This is a genomic window from Bacillus sp. FSL R5-0439 (assembly GCF_038008805.1).
GTDB classification, from domain to species: domain Bacteria; phylum Bacillota; class Bacilli; order Bacillales; family Bacillaceae; genus Bacillus; species Bacillus safensis.
In genome coordinates this window covers 721,876-738,419 of record NZ_JBBOZW010000001.1, presented here as the reverse complement: position 1 = coordinate 738,419, position 16,544 = coordinate 721,876, and the positions used below count along the sequence as shown (strand labels likewise).

The 16,544-nt window shown below is 41.1% G+C and carries 18 protein-coding genes; 7 read left to right on the top strand and 11 right to left on the bottom strand.

What is annotated here, in order from left to right; translation table 11 throughout:
• Positions 1-22: 22 nt before the first annotated feature.
• The gene (locus NST59_RS03640) at positions 23-256 is read right to left on the bottom strand and encodes a hypothetical protein (protein ID WP_024424583.1); all 234 of its coding nucleotides are present in this window, start codon (positions 254-256) and stop codon (positions 23-25) included.
• A 6-nt stretch (positions 257-262) separates the two neighbouring features.
• Positions 263-520, bottom strand: a complete 258-nt coding sequence (locus NST59_RS03635) for a hypothetical protein (RefSeq protein ID WP_003213975.1) — start codon at positions 518-520, stop codon at positions 263-265.
• A gap of 65 nt (positions 521-585) precedes the next feature.
• On the opposite strand from NST59_RS03635, the gene NST59_RS03630 reads away from it, so the two are divergent.
• Entirely contained in the window at positions 586-1,065 is a 480-nt protein-coding gene (locus NST59_RS03630) for an Hsp20/alpha crystallin family protein (RefSeq protein WP_024424582.1), read from the top strand.
• On the opposite strand, the gene NST59_RS03625 is transcribed toward NST59_RS03630, so the two are convergent.
• Positions 1,046-1,273 (bottom strand): hypothetical protein, encoded by a 228-nt coding sequence (locus NST59_RS03625; protein WP_058837813.1) that lies wholly within the window; start codon positions 1,271-1,273, stop codon positions 1,046-1,048. The two genes, NST59_RS03630 and NST59_RS03625, sit on opposite strands and share 20 nt — an antisense overlap.
• Before the next feature lie 92 nt (positions 1,274-1,365).
• On the opposite strand from NST59_RS03625, the gene NST59_RS03620 reads away from it, so the two are divergent.
• Complete coding sequence (locus NST59_RS03620) at positions 1,366-1,710, top strand: hypothetical protein (protein WP_341040134.1); 345 nt, start codon at positions 1,366-1,368, stop codon at positions 1,708-1,710.
• A gap of 131 nt (positions 1,711-1,841) precedes the next feature.
• Here NST59_RS03620 and NST59_RS03615 read toward each other — a convergent pair whose 3' ends face one another.
• Positions 1,842-2,474 (bottom strand): type 1 glutamine amidotransferase family protein, encoded by a 633-nt coding sequence (locus tag NST59_RS03615; protein WP_341040132.1) that lies wholly within the window; start codon positions 2,472-2,474, stop codon positions 1,842-1,844.
• Between the two features lie 74 nt (positions 2,475-2,548).
• Positions 2,549-3,511 carry a helix-turn-helix transcriptional regulator gene (locus NST59_RS03610; protein ID WP_341040130.1) on the bottom strand — a complete coding sequence of 321 codons (963 nt, stop codon included), beginning with the start codon at positions 3,509-3,511 and terminating at the stop codon, positions 2,549-2,551.
• A gap of 536 nt (positions 3,512-4,047) precedes the next feature.
• Here NST59_RS03610 and pbp4 point away from each other — a divergent pair.
• Together pbp4 and NST59_RS03600 are read left to right on the top strand one after the other, a co-directional pair.
• Complete coding sequence (gene pbp4, locus NST59_RS03605; RefSeq protein ID WP_341040128.1) at positions 4,048-6,087, top strand: penicillin-binding protein PBP4(5); 2,040 nt, start codon at positions 4,048-4,050, stop codon at positions 6,085-6,087.
• 146 nt (positions 6,088-6,233) lie between these two features.
• Positions 6,234-7,469, top strand: coding sequence for an MFS transporter (locus tag NST59_RS03600; RefSeq protein WP_144490789.1), 1,236 nt, complete (start codon positions 6,234-6,236; stop codon positions 7,467-7,469).
• Between the two features lie 221 nt (positions 7,470-7,690).
• Here NST59_RS03600 and NST59_RS03595 read toward each other — a convergent pair whose 3' ends face one another.
• From NST59_RS03595 to rfbF, 5 genes are read right to left on the bottom strand one after another with little or no spacing between them, the layout of a single operon-like run.
• Complete coding sequence (locus tag NST59_RS03595) at positions 7,691-8,620, bottom strand: putative nucleotide-diphospho-sugar transferase (RefSeq protein ID WP_144490788.1); 930 nt, start codon at positions 8,618-8,620, stop codon at positions 7,691-7,693.
• A complete protein-coding gene (locus tag NST59_RS03590; protein WP_059374568.1) occupies positions 8,621-9,811 on the bottom strand; it encodes a glycosyltransferase family 2 protein in 1,191 nt (396 codons plus the stop codon).
• Positions 9,808-10,719: a putative nucleotide-diphospho-sugar transferase gene (locus tag NST59_RS03585; protein WP_064497701.1), complete on the bottom strand. Its 912-nt coding sequence runs from the start codon at positions 10,717-10,719 to the stop codon at positions 9,808-9,810. The genes NST59_RS03590 and NST59_RS03585 overlap by 4 nt, the downstream gene beginning before the upstream one ends.
• Positions 10,720-10,731: 12 nt before the next feature.
• The gene (locus NST59_RS03580) at positions 10,732-11,703 is read right to left on the bottom strand and encodes a GDP-mannose 4,6-dehydratase (RefSeq protein ID WP_039177044.1); all 972 of its coding nucleotides are present in this window, start codon (positions 11,701-11,703) and stop codon (positions 10,732-10,734) included.
• Positions 11,704-11,707: 4 nt separating this feature from the next.
• Positions 11,708-12,472, bottom strand: a complete 765-nt coding sequence (rfbF, locus tag NST59_RS03575) for a glucose-1-phosphate cytidylyltransferase (RefSeq protein ID WP_039177042.1) — start codon at positions 12,470-12,472, stop codon at positions 11,708-11,710.
• A gap of 355 nt (positions 12,473-12,827) precedes the next feature.
• Between rfbF and NST59_RS03570 the strand changes: the two genes are divergently transcribed.
• Together NST59_RS03570 and NST59_RS03565 are read left to right on the top strand one after the other, a co-directional pair.
• Positions 12,828-12,977, top strand: coding sequence for a DUF1540 domain-containing protein (locus NST59_RS03570; RefSeq protein ID WP_072367870.1), 150 nt, complete (start codon positions 12,828-12,830; stop codon positions 12,975-12,977).
• 200 nt (positions 12,978-13,177) lie between these two features.
• Entirely contained in the window at positions 13,178-14,257 is a 1,080-nt protein-coding gene (locus NST59_RS03565) for a DUF3900 domain-containing protein (protein ID WP_151284122.1), read from the top strand.
• Between the two features lie 64 nt (positions 14,258-14,321).
• Here the strand turns inward: NST59_RS03565 and NST59_RS03560 are convergent, their stop codons facing one another.
• A complete protein-coding gene (locus tag NST59_RS03560; RefSeq protein ID WP_268475095.1) occupies positions 14,322-15,524 on the bottom strand; it encodes an MFS transporter in 1,203 nt (400 codons plus the stop codon).
• Positions 15,525-15,627: 103 nt separating this feature from the next.
• On the opposite strand from NST59_RS03560, the gene NST59_RS03555 reads away from it, so the two are divergent.
• On the top strand, positions 15,628-16,536 hold the full coding sequence (locus NST59_RS03555; protein ID WP_041087143.1) for a LysR family transcriptional regulator: 909 nt from the start codon (positions 15,628-15,630) through the stop codon (positions 16,534-16,536).
• Positions 16,537-16,544 lie beyond the last annotated feature (8 nt).

Here is a 16,544-nt window from a genome sequence, read left to right as displayed (position 1 = left end):
AATTCCCGGTCTCTTTTTTTCCTTAAACCACGCTGTTTTTGACTGAATTTGAGTCCACCATATCTGGATCTAACACGCTTGAAATCGGAATGACAAGCGGTGAACAATCTCCATTGTCCTCACCAAAACCTTGATTCAATTTCATCGAGAGAAAATAATCAATCTGCTGATAAGGTCCTAGCGTCAGTGATGCACCCCGATCCATTGCATTGATTTTAAAAGCACCGACATTGACGACTGAAGGTGAGAATAACATCACACGTCACTTCCTTTGAATGGGTTTAGCTGCTGGTGAAAAAGAGGCAGGTGAGTCCACTTGATCTCGATCATCTACATGGCTTTTTGTACCGACAAAACCGCTGGCATCTCCAAAATTCTGTCCGTAACCCTGATTTTTTTTATCTGAGTTTTGCCACTCTGCTAACAAATTTTGTCCGACATTCACCGCCGACGCATTTTCAAAGGAATTAATTTTTAACATGAAAATATTAATATTGATATACGGAGTTGGTTGAACCACAGATAAACCTCCTTTTTATAGGTATATGCAAGCACCCATCAAGTATGTTAACGGGAGGTCTTCACATGGACTTCGAAAAAATGAAACAGTGGATGGATATTGCCCAGCAAATGCATGGAGATGATTTTTGGAAAATGATCTTCGACGATGAGCAAAGATCCCCCTTTATGGCAAACGGTCCATCTCCATTTACATTCACACAGCAGGATCAGCGGGGATCAGATGCGTCGTTTCCACCAATCGACATGGTGGAAACCCATGCAGAAATTCAATACTTAATTTATTTGCCTGGATACCGAAAGGAAGATGTTCAGGTGTTATCATATGGTGAATATTTGGTTGTGAAAGGACAGCGTTTTTCCTTTTTTAACGAGCAGGACTTTCGCCAAAAACAAGGGAAGTATGGTCCGTTTGAAAAGAAAATCCGCCTTCCAGAAATGATTCTTGGTCAAATGAATGCTGCCTTTAAAGACGGGGTACTTTACATCCGTCTGCAAAAGGATGAAGGAAAAGCGACTGCTATCATCATAGATGACGAATATTGATACTCACTGCGTCTATTTGATCACGATCATCAATTGTTTCAATTGGCAGGATCGTGATCACGCCATCAGCATTCTGTTCCCCAAAGCCATTGTTTCGTTTGATCGTACTGCAATGTTTGCGAACAAACGTCGAGCCAAACGTCATGGATGATCCTGTGCCAATCGAATTCGTTTTCATATGGGCAATGTGAATCTGAGTAGGCAGCATATGCTTCTCCCCTTTCTTGTCATCTCTATAAGTATATACTGGGCAGCTTTTCCATAGACTAGAGCAAGGCGGAAGAAAAGGTTGTGGTCTACTTGAAACATTTCATTCAATCACTCTTTAAAAAAACTGAATACAGTCCATCCCCATCTGTCGTTGAGCTAGAAAAAAGACTCGCCGCTCTTGAGCAAAAAATGTCTGCACCAGCTCCTCCTGTCTCAGAGGATACACATATTCATATCGAATCCCTGCACGTGGACAAAATTGATTACCATTTAGAATTTGGGGAGCTTTCTATTGACCAGCTTCAAGGCAGGCTCAATATTGGGGCAACCTATTACACGCCAAAGGAAACGCGCATCAAAAAATCCACACAAACACCGAAGCCAAAAGAAACAAAAACACCGGTCGTCTCAATTCGATCAAAGCCTTCTTCTTAAGGCGCTCGGCTTTTTAGTACAATCGGGCCAGTATCAGGAACATGCAAATTGAAAACGATAAGGTAAGTCCAAAATAAAAAGCTCCACTTCTCTACTAATCAAAATAGAGAAATTGAGCTTTTTCAGTTACTTCATTTATTTATTGAATTCATCAACCTGAAGAAATAATCAGATTGATGTGTCTTATTCAGGTTATACCAAGAATGTAAGGTATCTGGTGTAAATACTTCTATTTTTTTCAGCACTTCCATTGCAAATTCTAAAGGGGCTATTCCAGATGCAGTAACTAAATTCGCATCAGATACCGCAGGTGCCAACTCATAGAACTTCTCTCCTTTATAGTTAGGACATACCATTTTAGTATATTCTAAGTTATTACTTGTATGCCTTCTAGTATTTAAGTATCCTCTATTCGCGAGCCCCTCAGTTGCACCACAAATTGCAGCAACAATAGTGCCCAGCTCTAAAGCTTGGCCAACTCTTTCCAAGATAGGTTGGTGAATGTCTTCACCCCAAGTCGTACCTCCTGGTAAAATGAAAAGATCTTTGTTCTCAAGGTTACATTCTTCAAGGGAAATATCTGGTTTTATACTCAAACCTCCCATAGTCGTCTTCATTTCTTTATTAACTCCTACTGTAATGACTCTTAAAGGTGCTAAATCTTTTTTGAAATATCTACCTGAGTTTAGTTCAGCAATTAAATATCCATATTCCCAGTCAGACATCGTATCAAATACATATAGATAAGCTTTTTGTGTTTGCATCCAATCACGCTCCAATCACAGTTGATATAGCGATTATAAAATAACTTCCCTGACAGTTAGCGTCAGGGAAGTTATCATACTTGGTAAAATTTGATTAAATCCGACAAAACTTCAATCATTCTTTTTTTAAGACTAATTGGCTCAACCACTTTAATAGATTTATTGTAAGGTAAAAGTAAATAAGGTACATATGTATGTATCATATCTTTTGGAAGAAGAAAAACTGCTTGATGTGAACTCCGTTCTTGTAAATAATGTCCTAAAAACCAATGTTGGCAAATATCAGCCAATACATTTTTATCCCCATGAATCACCAAAGAAATAATCTCTTCCTTATCTTTTAAAGTTGGTAGGAGACTATTGATAAAAAAGTCACGTGCTGAAAAATTTTCTTGCTGGTCAAACTGATTTTCAGTCACCATTAGATTTTCAATTCGATCTACTCTAAAACTGCGCATATCATTTCTAAGATGACAAAATCCAATCACATACCACTTATTATTCCAATAGATCATTCTGTATGGATCGACACATCTATGATGTAATTGCTTTTCTCCATTTTTATGGTAAAGAATTTTCACCGTGTTTTTGGCCGCTATTGCCTTTTCCAACTTTTTCAAGGAAGGTTCCAAAGAGATTGAACTGGTTCGACTTATTACTTCAAGACTAGTTATATGTTGGTTTACCTTTGTTTCTTGCTCTTGATTTGAGTGTTTACTAAGTTTTGAAATGGCTCTTTGTAGCGCTTCACCTCCATAATATCCCGCTTCTTCTGCAAAAACAGCAGCGTGAAATAGTGAAATTTGCTCCTCAAAATCAAAAAATAGAGGAGCCTCTATAAAATTGTTCATTAAACTATATCCACCGTTATGACCTGGTTCTGAAATGATAGGTACACCACTCGTTGAAAGTGTATCAATATAACGATAAACAGTTCTTATATTCATCTCTAACTTATCTGAAATTTGTTTTGCAGTTATTTTTTTATCTGAGCGAAGCATCCATAGAATGGCTAACAGGTTGTCAACTTTAGGCATATAATACCTCCTTTATATGAGATTTATTTATACAATGTCCGGAACAACTATTCATTTCCGGCAGCTTTCTATATATTGAAGCTCTACACACATTTGATTTAAAATGATATGTTCCTCTTGATTAAGCTTTACTTCATCACGGCACTTCTTTAGCTGACCTATAAGCTTTTTTAATTTATTCGGTTCATGCTGTCGCATACGGATAAGATCACGTTCTAATTGGTTTACCCCGCCATAACCGTAAATTAAGAATTAGTTGTAGGGCATTATCTTCTAATATCTAGCCACATATTTTTTAAGAATTTTAAATTTGTCTTTTTACTGTGAATCATACAAGGCTAGGTCTGTACCTTAAATGATTTTACCTTTTTCCTCAATAGAGAATTTAAATTTTTTTAATAAAATCGGGTATCCTAAACGACAAATCACAGCTCGTTTTTCTTATCTATTTCGCTAGGTTTCTATGAGAAACTATACAAATCAAGACCAATCACTGTAAAATATAGAGGATCTAATCAAAAATTGAGGTGTTTTCATTGTATACGGGTCAACGAAAATCATTTTGGAAACAGAAAAAAGTCATAATTCCCATTCTTAGTATCATCGTAGTTGCTGCTGCTTTCTTTTTCTTAAAAGATACTCTTTTCTCAAAAGAAAAAGAAGCTTTAAAAGCCGCTCAAAACTTTACGGAACATATGAAGAAGAAAGACTTTACGAAGCTGGCAGATGAGGTGACAAGTGCATCTTTGAGAGCCAATGACTTTTCAAAAAAACAACTAGCCGAAAAATACGACAATATTTTCAACGGTATTGGTGCTTATGACCTGAACATTTCAAAGCTCCACGTTGAAAAACAGGACAAAGGAAATGGATATCAATTTTCCTATGATGTCACGATGAAAACGTCTCTTGGCAAGCTGCATAAGCTGTCTTACAAGGGCGTTCTTTCCGAAGAGGACGACAAGTGGAAAGTGGACTGGAAGCCAAATCTCATCTTCCCGCAAATGGAGAAAGGAGATACCATCAAGGTCAAAGCTGACCCTGCTGTCCGCGGAAACATTGTCGACCGAAAAGGACGTACACTGGCAGAAACAACTGGTGGAAACGCACTTGGCGTCATCCCAGGAAAGCTCGGAACAGGAGAAGAAAAAGAACGCAATATCAAAAAGATCAGCAAAGCGTTTGATATAGAGGAAGAACTAATCAACAATCAATTGAAACAAGCATGGGTCACAGACGACACGTTTGTCCCGCTCAAATCGATGTTAAAACAAAAACCGATTCCAAAGGACGTAAATGGCGTTACCTATCAAACGAAGGAAATGCGCTACTATCCATATAACAAAGCCGCCGCTCATCTCACCGGGTATGTCGGAAAAGCAAATGCGGATGATATCAAAAGAAATCCAGCATTAAAGGCAGATCAAATCATCGGCAAAACCGGCCTTGAATTTACATTTGACAAAAACTTACGCGGACAAGATGGCGGAAGCATTCTCATCGTCCATGATGAAACAGGTATTGAAGAAACATTGCAAAAATCAGATCGAAAAGATGGAAAAACAGTGAAGCTGACGATTGATGCTTCTTTACAGAAAAAAGCCTATGATCAGTTGAAAGGCGAAAAAGGGGCCGTCACAATCATGAATCCATCATCAGGCGATCTATTAGCGCTTGTCAGCACCCCTTCCTACGATGTCAATCTCATGACAAACGGGATTACACCTAAGCAATATCAGGCATACAGTGAAAATCCAGACCTTCCATTCCAAGCTCGATATGCGAGCCGGTATGCGCCAGGGTCCACATTCAAAACCATTACAGCAGCCATTGGGCTGGAAACAGGTGTCACAAAGCCTGACAAAGTGCGTACCATTCACGGACTAAAATGGCAAAAGGATCAATCTTGGGGAAATTATCGCATCACACGGGTTCACGATAAAGAAAAAGTAAATATGGTCGATGCCCTTGTATACTCAGACAATATTTATTTTGGACAGGAAGCACTCGAAATCGGCAAAGACACCTACGAGCAAAAAGTGAAAGCATTTGGGTTTGGCGAAGACTTACACATGCCATTTACAATGAAGCCTGCACAAGTATCGAACGATGGCATTCAATCGGATATCTTACTGGCTGACTCGGCGTATGGCCAAGGCGAATTACTCATGTCACCAATTGAACAAGTACATGCCTATTCTCCATTTGCCACAGGAGGCAAGCTTGTCTACCCTCGAGTGATTCAAGATGAAAAAACAGCATCACCAAAACAAATCATCAAAGAAGGCACGGCAAACACAGTGAAAGACGCATTGACTAAGGTCGTGACCAGTCCAAACGGAACAGCCCACTCCTTACAAATCGAAGGAGCGGATATTGCCGCTAAAACGGGTACGGCAGAATTAAAGAGCAAACAAGGTGCAACAGACGGCACTGAAAATGGATTTTTACTTGCGTTTAATCCTAAAAAAGAAGATTACGTCCTCGTCGGCATGATCGAAGGTGTGAAAAACCGCGGCGGCAGTGGACTTGTCGTTCAAAAAATGAAGCCTGTGATTGCTTCTTTTTACAAATAACTCTTTAGAGACACAAGCTCAATCAAGCGCTTGTGTCTCTTTTTTCTAAATCATGACAATTTGCTATTGTTTTATAGTTCACCTTATGAATAAAATGAGAAGAATGCAAAAATCAGAAAACAGATAAATGAAGGGAGGAAGTCTCATTGGCCATTGCTGCTCGTACAAAGGATAAACAACATTCTGTTACCGGCTCAACGGTTTATCCCATCCTATTGATTATTGGTATTTGTCATATGCTGAACGACACACTTCAAGCCGTTATTCCTGCGATGTTCCCTATTTTGGAACGCTCAATGGGGCTGACCTTTACACAATTAGGGCTGATTGCCTTTACATTAAATATGGTCTCCTCCGTGATGCAGCCTGCTATTGGTTGGTACACAGATAAACGGCCGATGCCTTATGCACTTCCGATTGCTTTATTTTCAAGTGCTATCGGTATATTCGGACTCGCGTTTGCTCCATCTTTTGCCACCATTTTGCTTTGCGTTGTCTTTATCGGACTTGGCTCTGCGATCTTCCATCCAGAGGGCTCCCGTGTTGCGAACATGGCAGCTGGTCCAAGACGAGGACTTGCACAGTCCATCTATCAAGTAGGCGGGAATACAGGTCAAGCCTTTGCTCCGCTTATCGCTGCATTAATGCTCGTACCGCTCGGTCAGACAGGCGTGGCTTGGTTTACGATTGTTGGAATGATAGCGGTCGGTTTTCTTCTTTATATTTCAAGATGGTATGCCGGAAGACTTCAAACCATTCGGGCCCAAGCGAAAAAAACACCTGCAAAAGCTGCTAGATCTGATATTCATCGTAAATCAGCACTCATTGCACTTGGCATTATCGTCTTTCTCATCTTCGCCCGCTCTTGGTATGGAAATGCCATTTCGAATTTCTATGCGTTTTATGCGATTGAACAATACGGTTTGACGATTAAAGAATCACAGACTTATATTTTCTTATTTCTCATTCTAGGTGCAATTGGGACATTTTTAGGCGGGCCACTTGCAGACCGCTTTGGCAAGAAAAACGTGATTTTAGTTTCCTTATTGGCATCCTTCCCGCTTGCCCTGCTGCTGCCATTTGCCGGACCCGTTTTTGCTTATGTTTTACTCGGGCTGATTGGGCTCATTTTGACATCAAGCTTCTCTGTCACCGTGGTTTATGCCCAAGAACTATTTCCCGGGAAAATTGGCACAATGTCTGGTTTAACTGTTGGGCTTGCGTTTGGTATGGGTGCAATCGGATCGGTTGCCCTCGGCTCATTCATTGATGCCTTTGGCTTAACGCCTACCATGCTCGGTGTTGCCTTTTTACCGATATTAGGCATCCTAGCCTTCTTACTTCCCAGCGACCAAACCATCTCCAAATGGAATGAATCATAAAAAGAAAACCGCTCAATAATGAGCGGTTTTTTCCGATTGTTAAAATGATGTGTATTTTAGCCCTTTGTCTTCTTTTCAGCGTGATAGAAAACCTTTGCAGTCTAGGAAGGACGAGCACTGGCGCGGAGCGAATTGAACATTCGTGAGCACCAGCGCGCAGGACTGACAAAGAATGCGAGGGTTTGTCTACACGCAGAAACCGCTCAATAAATGAGCGGTTTTCATCTCTCATAAAAATGCGTGTCAGGAACATGCTTCTTTGCAATAAACCCTTGCTTAAATTCCGGAAATACCTTTTGCACCTGTTTGATTTTTCGATGAATCAAGTCAGCATAAGGAATATACAGGTGATCCACAAGCTTTTGTTCTGTCATATAGTAATACCAATTCAGATTAAAGCTCTTCTCATCAATGATCGTAAAGGCAGAAAAATGATAGAACAAAAGTGGACATTCGTCGAGATACATATCCCCTTTTACAACTGAAAGCTTGTAGTTTTCAATGTTCCAAATCGCCGCATTGGCTCCTTTAGATGTAACGATATGAACCCCTTCAAAATCATCAACCCATCTTTCCACATATCGCTGATCTCCATACGTCTTTTTTTCTGTATCCATTTCTACTGTACAATGTGCAAGACAGTTTTCTTTCCATTGCGTGACTGCCTGTTTGGCAACATCTGTGTTACGACAGCCTACAAACCCAGTATTAAAACGGCCAGACAACTCGTAATAACGATAGAACCGCTCGGAATTCATATGATCCGTTAAAAATAAATGAGCGCTTGGATTCTCTGCAAAAATCGCCTCTGGATCATGATAAAAATACAAATCTGTATCCAGATGGGCAAGATAATCCGCATCTGAGGACTCAAGAATTTTGAGCAGAAAAGCAGGCTTTAACGTCCAGCAATACTCATGGAACGTTCGATCTTCTTTTGCCTTTCGCAGCGTGTCATCTTCAATGTCCTCAAGCTGTTCATATTGAACATGCGGATGAGGGAACTCCCTTAACACCTTATAAGCCAAAGGGTCTGCACATAAAACGGACAGCTTGAAGGCATGAGCGTTTTGTTCAAGCGAATGAATCAGCGCCAAAAGCTTAAAGACATGGGTATTCGACACAATGGTTGTAAAGTGATAAGACGCCATTTACAACACATCCACTTGGAACAAATCAACGCGCAACAGCTCTTTCGTCAGCCCTTGAATGGCTTCTACAAGTACCGTGCAGCCATACTCCTGCCGTGCAAGCTGCGCGGCTTCTGCCAGCTTTTTCAAAGGAACATGCTTGGCTGTCAGCATATCTTTTTTATCGCGTTTGATGCCTACATTCCGCTCTGTGATCAAGTGAATCAGTTCTAAAAAATAAGATAACAGGTCATCAAATGCTGAATTCTCACGCAGCTGCCGAACTTCTTTCACAATATCATTTGTCACAGTATGAGAAAACGGACCGGAGAAAGCCAAATGGACATCAATAGAATCAATATTGTTGTACTTCTCACACATATACAAAATGTTGTATTTGATGTCATCAAACGACGTTAAATTACTTGGATGCTCTTGATGCACGCTCATGATATCCTCTCGCAATTCAAAGGAGAGACCAAGCTGATGCAGACGAATCCCTAAATCATAATCCTCAAATCCGTACCGAACGATATTTTCATCAAACATCCCTAGTGCCATGACATGCTTCCGTTTGACAGAGGAGTTATTTGTAATAAAAAATCGCCATGGCAGCTCATAAGAACCTAAATCATAGTGGTACGTATTTAAAATGTCTTTCAGGATATCTATAAACTCAGACTGCAAATCGAAACTTTTCTCAAGAAATGCACCATTTTCGACTTCTTCCAATGATAAAAGAGGCGTTTTGTCCTCCATTTTCCGTTTATACAGCCCTTGCTTTTTCAACCGCTTCATATGATCCTTATCAAAAGCTGTGTAAAAATAGCGATAAATCCGCTTCCAGCACACACCGCAAATAACGAGATCCTCTCTGCCAGCATGAGCCTCTGCATGCTTTTCAATAAATCTCGGTTCTGCCAGCATATCACTGTCATGAAAAATGAGCAGATCTCCCTCCGCCTCGCGAATGGCATGATTACGCCCTTTTGCAATCCCTTGATTGACAGGAATACGCACCTTTTTAAATGGGAAGTTCACCTCAATATTCTCGAGCATTTCCATCGTGCCATCTGTTGAGCCATTATCGGCAACAATGACCTCAAATGGAATATCTGTTTCCTGAAGTGTTAAGGAAAAAAGGCTTCCTTCTAAACGCTCTTTGGCATTATAGCTTGGAATAATGACGCTTACCTTTGGCTTTTCATTCATGCGTCATCCTCCTCACGTTTGGCATAGCCGTTAAACAGCGGATCGACCTGCTCCACAGATTCAATCACATGGCGAAGCACTTCCCGATAGGCTTCTTGGAAAAACGGCAGGTCATTTCGTCCTTTTTCATGAATTTGCTGCATCTCATCCTTGCTCACAATCCGAAAGCCGCTGAAATGATAGCAAATGAGCGGGTGCCCATCCTCCAAGAGAATACGTCCATTCTCCTCCCGATAAGAATGCTGCCCATAGTTCCAATGACCAATATTCACGCCTTTTGTCTCAATATCTTCTACATTGTCAAACAGCCTCGGCATATGATCCAGATATCCTTGATCGCCAAACTTGCCTTCTCCCGGTGCATTTTTACATTCTTTTAAGCATTCTTCTTTCCACCAGCTGAGGCATTTTCGTCCGGCTTCATCTCCTTTAAAATGCAGAAAGCCTGAATTATAGCGGCCTAAAAGCTTCTGTAGCATCTTCACTTCCTCAGCATCAAAGCTTGGAATGACAATATCCCCTCTTGAAATTAAAACAGAGGCATTCGGCTGATGTTGAAAAATAACCTGAGGGCTCTCATAAAAGAATAAATCCGCATCAAGATAAGTCACGCTCTCTGCCTGCTCCTCTTCAAATAACCACTCAATCCAAATCGGCTTTAAGGTCCAGCAATATTCCGATGCATCCCGTTCCTCTTTTTTCTCTAGCAGTTCTGGTGTCTCGAGCTCCCGTACATGAACAAGATCCACATGCGGGAAATTCATTTGATGAAGCAAATCAAATGCAGCATCATCCATACATAACGTCTTGATGACAGCATCATCTTCTACTTGCTTCAACGATAAGAAAAACGCAATGGCTTGATAAAGTCTTCCACTTGAAAGAACCGTACAATATATGCTGTTCATCTTTTTACACCTCTATTTTTGAAAGAATTCGCGGTACCATTCAATCGTCTTCTCTAAACCTTCATCAATGGAGTAGTCAGGCTTCCAATCAAGCAGCTTTCTTGCTTTCTCTGCCGACAAATATTGATGCTTAATCTCATGTGTTCCTTGGTTCAAAATACGAGGCTTCAGCTCACTTCCCATTGCCTTTAAAATCTTATCCACAAGGTCAAGCACTGTCAGCTGAATTTCGTTACTAAAGTTAAAGGCTTCTCCCGCCAGCCCTTTTTCCTCCATCTTCTCAGCTAGCAGCAAATATGCCTTCACTGCATCTTCAATGTAGAAGTAATCACGAATAAATGTCCCGTCACTTCTAATTTCCGGCGCCTTTCCTTCTAACACAAGCTGAATGGTTTGCGGAATGATTCTGTTGAAATTCAAATCTCCGCCTCCGTATAAATTACCGCAGCGTGTAATACAAACCGGAAGACCATATGTGTTGTAGTACGTATGAGAAATGAGATCTGCACAGCTCTTCGAGACATCATACGGATGTTTCCCGTTTAATGGCATGTCTTCATCATATGGAAGCTGCTCTTGATCACCGTATGCTTTGTCACTTGATGCCACGATCACTCGTTTGATCAGCGGCTGTCTTCTGCAAGCCTCCAGTACATTCCATGTCCCTAAGATATTCGCTTCAAATGTAGAAACAGGATGTCTATTTGCGACCCCCACAATGGCTTGGGCAGCCAAATGGAAGACGGTGTCAATTTCATATTCACCTAACGCACGTTCAATCGTTTGCATATCCTCCAATGCGCCTTGCACCACATTCATTTTTTCAAATTGACTGCCTTGATATAAATTCGATCGAGGCACCTGATCACGCACAAGTCCAGTCACGTTTGCCCCTTGATCAATCAATTCCTTGACGAGATAGCTCCCTAACAGCCCTGTACATCCAGTTACAAATACGTTCTTTCCATTCCAAAATCCGCTCATGCTGTCACCAAACCTTCCATGGTTGTTTTCCATCTGTCCACATGTCGTTGATTTCCTTCAGGTTTTTATACGTATCAATTGCTGTCCAAAATCCGTGATGCTCATAAACGGCAAGCTCTCCATCATCCGCTAGGTTTTGAAGAGGCTCCGCTTCAAACACGCATTGGTCATCGTCTGTCAAATAATCAAATACCTTTGGAGACAACACAAAAAATCCTCCATTGATCATCCCGATACTGTCTGTCTTCTCAGAGAAGGATTGTGCCATCCCGTTATACACCTTCAGTGTCCCGTACTGGGACTTCTTTTCAATGCCTGTGACAGTCGCAGCTGCACCAAGATCCTGATGACGTTTCAGCAAATGAAACATATTGATATTGGCCAGTCCATCACCATACGTCATCATAAAGGTCTCATCACCAATGTAATCCTGTGCCTGCTTTAAACGTCCGCCTGTCATCGTATCTTCACCTGTATCTAAAAAGGTGATTTTCCAGTTCTCCGATTTCCCTAATAGCTTCATTTCTCCTGTCGCCATATCGAGCTGCATGCTGTGGTGCTGCCAGTCGTAGTTTAGAAAGTACTCTTTGATCTTCTCTCCTTTATAACCAAGCAATAGGATAAATTCGTCTACACCGTAATACTGATAGATTTTCATAATATGCCATAGAATAGGCCGATCTCCGATCATAGCAAGTGGTTTAGGAAGCGCTTGTGTGACCTCACTCATTCTCGTTCCCTTTCCTCCGCAGAGAATGACTGCTTTCATCTTCTCCCCTCATCTCTCTATGAAGATTTTTGATTAAAAACCCTATCTTTATGCGGAAAATCAGTACATGTACCCTCATACTTTGTCCGACATCAGGTTTTGAATCTACTCTATTCATATGTCGAAATGAGAGAGTGTGCCACCTAGCATTTAACTATTTTTACAAATAAAAAAAGAGCGAGATTCATATTCTCGCTCTTTCAAAGTTTAAATTGTATATTTTCAGGGTAGATGGTATGATAAACATGTGCATAACCAGCACAAACAGCCTCTTTCTATAAAGAGACTACTAGATTGAATGAATACAAGTGGCAGCTTGCTTCATTCTCAATATGAATCACGGAGGTGAATTCCCATGGCACAAAACGTTCTTTGTGAAGTGAACTCTTGCCGTTTCTGGGCTGAAAACAGCTGTACCGCTTCTACCATTAAAATTGGTAAAAACACGATGACTGAAGTGACTCGCAATACTGAAACTGATTGCGAAACATTTGAAACAAAATAATCTATTTTTCTCTGAGATGAAGGAACTGGCAGGTTCCTTCTTTTCTTTTATCATTCTATCAAGAATGATAATTATTATCAAGTGTTTTTCAATAAACATTTCTCGGGAAATAATGACACGATATTTCTCCATTCGTTGACGATTTTCACTCCTTTTTCTATACTCAACATATCCGAAGAAGAAAAAGTGGTGACCAATCAATGGATTTTACGATACGTTTTCTATCATTCTTTGTCGTGGAAATCGAAGGCAAAGATGAACAAGCAAATAAACGATTTAAACATTATCAAACACTAGATCAAGAGGAATTTGAACAAAGTGAGCTGAAGGACTTTTTAGACGGTGAACTGAAAAAAATCGTCAAACGAAAAGTGGACAGACACCCTAAATCTGAACAAGTACCGACCAAAATTGGCCGATTTATTGTAGAACCCGGTCATGAGCTCGATTCAAACCCAAACTACAACCTATTTCATCAAACGAGATTTGCAGATACAAAAGAATTGTTTAATGAATGCAGTGAACAGTTTGTTCGCACATATTTAGATACAAGTGCTGTCAGAGGCGGCGTTTTTTTAGTGGCTTCTGCCGTTCCTAAAAAGTATTTCGACGAATCCTTTGTCTTTATTATGAAATGCGATTTCGAACAGAAAGTGGCTTCAATCGCTGATACATCTACCTTGATCAGAAAAGTCGAAATGGCCATTACGACAAAAAACATGAAATCAATTCAATACCCGTTTATGCCAGAAGAGGGCATGACTGAGGAAGCGGAAGTGAAAATTCACCAATCCTCACACGCTCGTTATTTTGAGGACTTTTTGAAGTTCGTCGAATACGGTGAATCCATGCCTGAAATCATGAAATCACAGGTCATGAATATGGTACAGGAACAGGTTTTTGAAACATTACAGGATGAAAGTGAAGAATTAAAGCAGTTTGAAGAGGATCTTGAAATATGGGAAGCGAGTGAAAAACGAGAAATTAGAGAAACACTCGATACAGAGCAGGTTACACAAGCAGCCTCTCATATTGTTGAACAAACTCCTGATATCACAATGAAAATGCGTCTAGGCGAGACGGAAATCAAAGGTCTTCTAGCAGACTTTGGCCACTCGATCCATATTGCAAAGCTCAACAATCGGTATGTCGTGCTCGTTGAAGCAGATCAAATCGTCTTCGAAAAAGGAAGCACACCTGTTGAGTTTCATAAACCAAATGGGTTAAAAGAGGTGGTCAGCCAGCTGACGCAAAAAGCCTATGATTCAGATGTAGAATAAGAAACCATGACTGCCTCTTGCATTCAGCGCAAGAGGCAGTTTTTTTGTATAAGACCTGAATTTATTATGCTGGATCAGAAGAAACATGCAGCTCCCTGCCTCTTGCCCACATGCTGACAAGCAATAAGCTTATGATGAGCATCAGCCAAAAGACGCTGCTTGATCCAAAAAACTGAATCATCGTATATCCGAACAAGGGTCCTAAAGCTGCTCCCATATCTTGAACAAAGGAATAGCTTGCGAGGAAGCGGTTTTTATCGGTTTGAGCAGAGGCTTTTTGAAAGGCAAGCGTATCTGTTAATGTCGTTAAGACTGTTGACAGCAGCTGGATCAAAAGCAGCATCACAAGAAACCAGCCGCTGACCTTCAGCATGACCGCCAGAAGACTGAGACCTCCAAATGAAAGAAACATCCAGCAAAGCGTTCGTTCCTTCATCACAAGGCCATCAAACCATCTGCCCGTTTTCGGTGCTACAAATGGTTCCCACCCCCATCTGAGCGCTTGAATGATTCCACTTAAAGCCGAAGCTCCGATGACAAAGCCGAACAGAGCAAATTCACCATCACCGATCCTTGCTTCAATGACATGACTGAGTGTTGATGCGAATAACCCTTGTATCACAAGTGCGATCAGCATACCTGTCATTAATACTTTTACAACATCTCGTGCAAGCCACCGCTGTTTGATGACTTGATACACCTGCCCCTCTTCTCCCTTTTCAATCTCATCCAAAGAGACATAAAAAATGACCCCTAGTAATGTGAGTAAACCAAAAACAAGTGTCATGGACTGGAAGCCGATCAGGCTGGCAAATATTCCGCCAAATAACATGCCAAATAAACTGCCCAGCCGGTAAAGCCCATTATAAATGCCCGTATAATGCCCCTGTGAGCCTTCGTCCATCTCAGCAATTAACCTCATTCCACTCATACGCAATAACGTCCATGCCAGCCCCCAAGCGCAGCGGCAAATCAGTAGCAGCCAAAAACCGCTCACACCATATAGCATCGTGGTTACTGATGCAATCAATATAGCGATCAATACACCTGTTTTCATTGGGACAAACCGATAGAGCCACCAAACGACAGGCGTTAGCGGGATGCGGATGAATCGGTTGATGGACAGTAACAGCCCAACCTCCCAAATAGATGATAAACCAATCTCTTTCCAATAGATCGGAAGAACAATATAAAGCATTGAATCCCCAATCAGTGCAAATGCTGTGATAAGCGATATTGACACCACTTGCTTTTGACGATGATCCATTTTCCCTTCCCCCTTCGCTATCTTTACCATAAGGGATGCCTTATAATAAATCTAATGAATGTTTTTGATTGAACCATCAAAATAATTGATAGGTGGTGCAAAGTTGAATTTACATGCTCTTCGAATTTTTGCAAAAGTCGCAGAGACAAAAAGTGTTACACAAACAGCAGACGTGCTATCTTTGACACAGCCAGCTGTGACGGCTCAGCTTAGAAGCATTGAAAGTGAGATCGGGTTCCGTCTTTTTAAACGAAATGGCAGAGGGATTACACTTACGGAAATGGGGAAAATTCTATACCCTTATGCCAGGCAAGTGTTCGAGGCTGAAAAGGAAGTAGAATATCAGATTGCACTTTTACAAAACGGAAAAAAGGGGCGGCTCCGCATCGCTTCTACCTATGTACCACTCAACTTTTTACTGCCAGATTGGCTCGCTGCTTTTAAAACATCTTCATCCGAAACGGAAATTGAATTAAAAAGTGGAAACTCCGCTCAGGTTTTAGAAAGCCTGCTTCAATATGAATCAGATGTGGCCATCGCTGTGATCGAGGATTTGCACCATGAGGAGATTCTCACCTCTCATTTAACGAATTTAAGCTATGATTTTATTGTCCCGGCAGACCATCCGTTGAACGGAAAAACTGTCCCGCTAGAGCGGCTGAGCCAGGAGCCTTTTTTGATGCGAGAAGAAGGCAGTTCCACAAGAGATAAACTTTTTTCTCTTTTTACCTCGAAAGGGATCAAAAAACCGACCGTGGACTTACAGTTCAGCGGTGTTCATGAAGCGATACAAATGATCAAAGCTGGATATGGTATCACACTTGTTCCCCGTGATGCGGTTCAAGGCAGTCTCAAGCGGAAAGAAATTGGGCGGGTGTACATTGAAGGCATTGAGATCGTCAGACCAGTTGTTGTGTGCAAGCGGGCGAATGATCTTGAAGAAAATAGAACCGTGGATGCCTTCCTGCAAATGAAAGGTATCGGTCCATTCACTACGCCTGCTGCCAATTAAAAAAGTGC

Coding starts and splice junctions, on each gene's coding strand:
- NST59_RS03640 (WP_024424583.1), bottom strand. CDS start 256: ATGTTATTCTCACCTTCAGTCGTCAATGTCGGTGCTTTTAAAATCAAT.
- NST59_RS03630 (WP_024424582.1), top strand. CDS start 586: ATGGACTTCGAAAAAATGAAACAGTGGATGGATATTGCCCAGCAAATG.
- NST59_RS03625 (WP_058837813.1), bottom strand. CDS start 1,273: ATGCTGCCTACTCAGATTCACATTGCCCATATGAAAACGAATTCGATT.
- NST59_RS03615 (WP_341040132.1), bottom strand. CDS start 2,474: ATGCAAACACAAAAAGCTTATCTATATGTATTTGATACGATGTCTGAC.
- NST59_RS03610 (WP_341040130.1), bottom strand. CDS start 3,511: ATGCCTAAAGTTGACAACCTGTTAGCCATTCTATGGATGCTTCGCTCA.
- NST59_RS03595 (WP_144490788.1), bottom strand. CDS start 8,620: ATGGCGTCTTATCACTTTACAACCATTGTGTCGAATACCCATGTCTTT.
- NST59_RS03590 (WP_059374568.1), bottom strand. CDS start 9,811: ATGAATGAAAAGCCAAAGGTAAGCGTCATTATTCCAAGCTATAATGCC.
- NST59_RS03585 (WP_064497701.1), bottom strand. CDS start 10,719: ATGAACAGCATATATTGTACGGTTCTTTCAAGTGGAAGACTTTATCAA.
- NST59_RS03580 (WP_039177044.1), bottom strand. CDS start 11,703: ATGAGCGGATTTTGGAATGGAAAGAACGTATTTGTAACTGGATGTACA.
- rfbF (WP_039177042.1), bottom strand. CDS start 12,472: ATGAAAGCAGTCATTCTCTGCGGAGGAAAGGGAACGAGAATGAGTGAG.
- NST59_RS03570 (WP_072367870.1), top strand. CDS start 12,828: ATGGCACAAAACGTTCTTTGTGAAGTGAACTCTTGCCGTTTCTGGGCT.
- NST59_RS03565 (WP_151284122.1), top strand. CDS start 13,178: ATGGATTTTACGATACGTTTTCTATCATTCTTTGTCGTGGAAATCGAA.
- NST59_RS03560 (WP_268475095.1), bottom strand. CDS start 15,524: ATGGATCATCGTCAAAAGCAAGTGGTGTCAATATCGCTTATCACAGCA.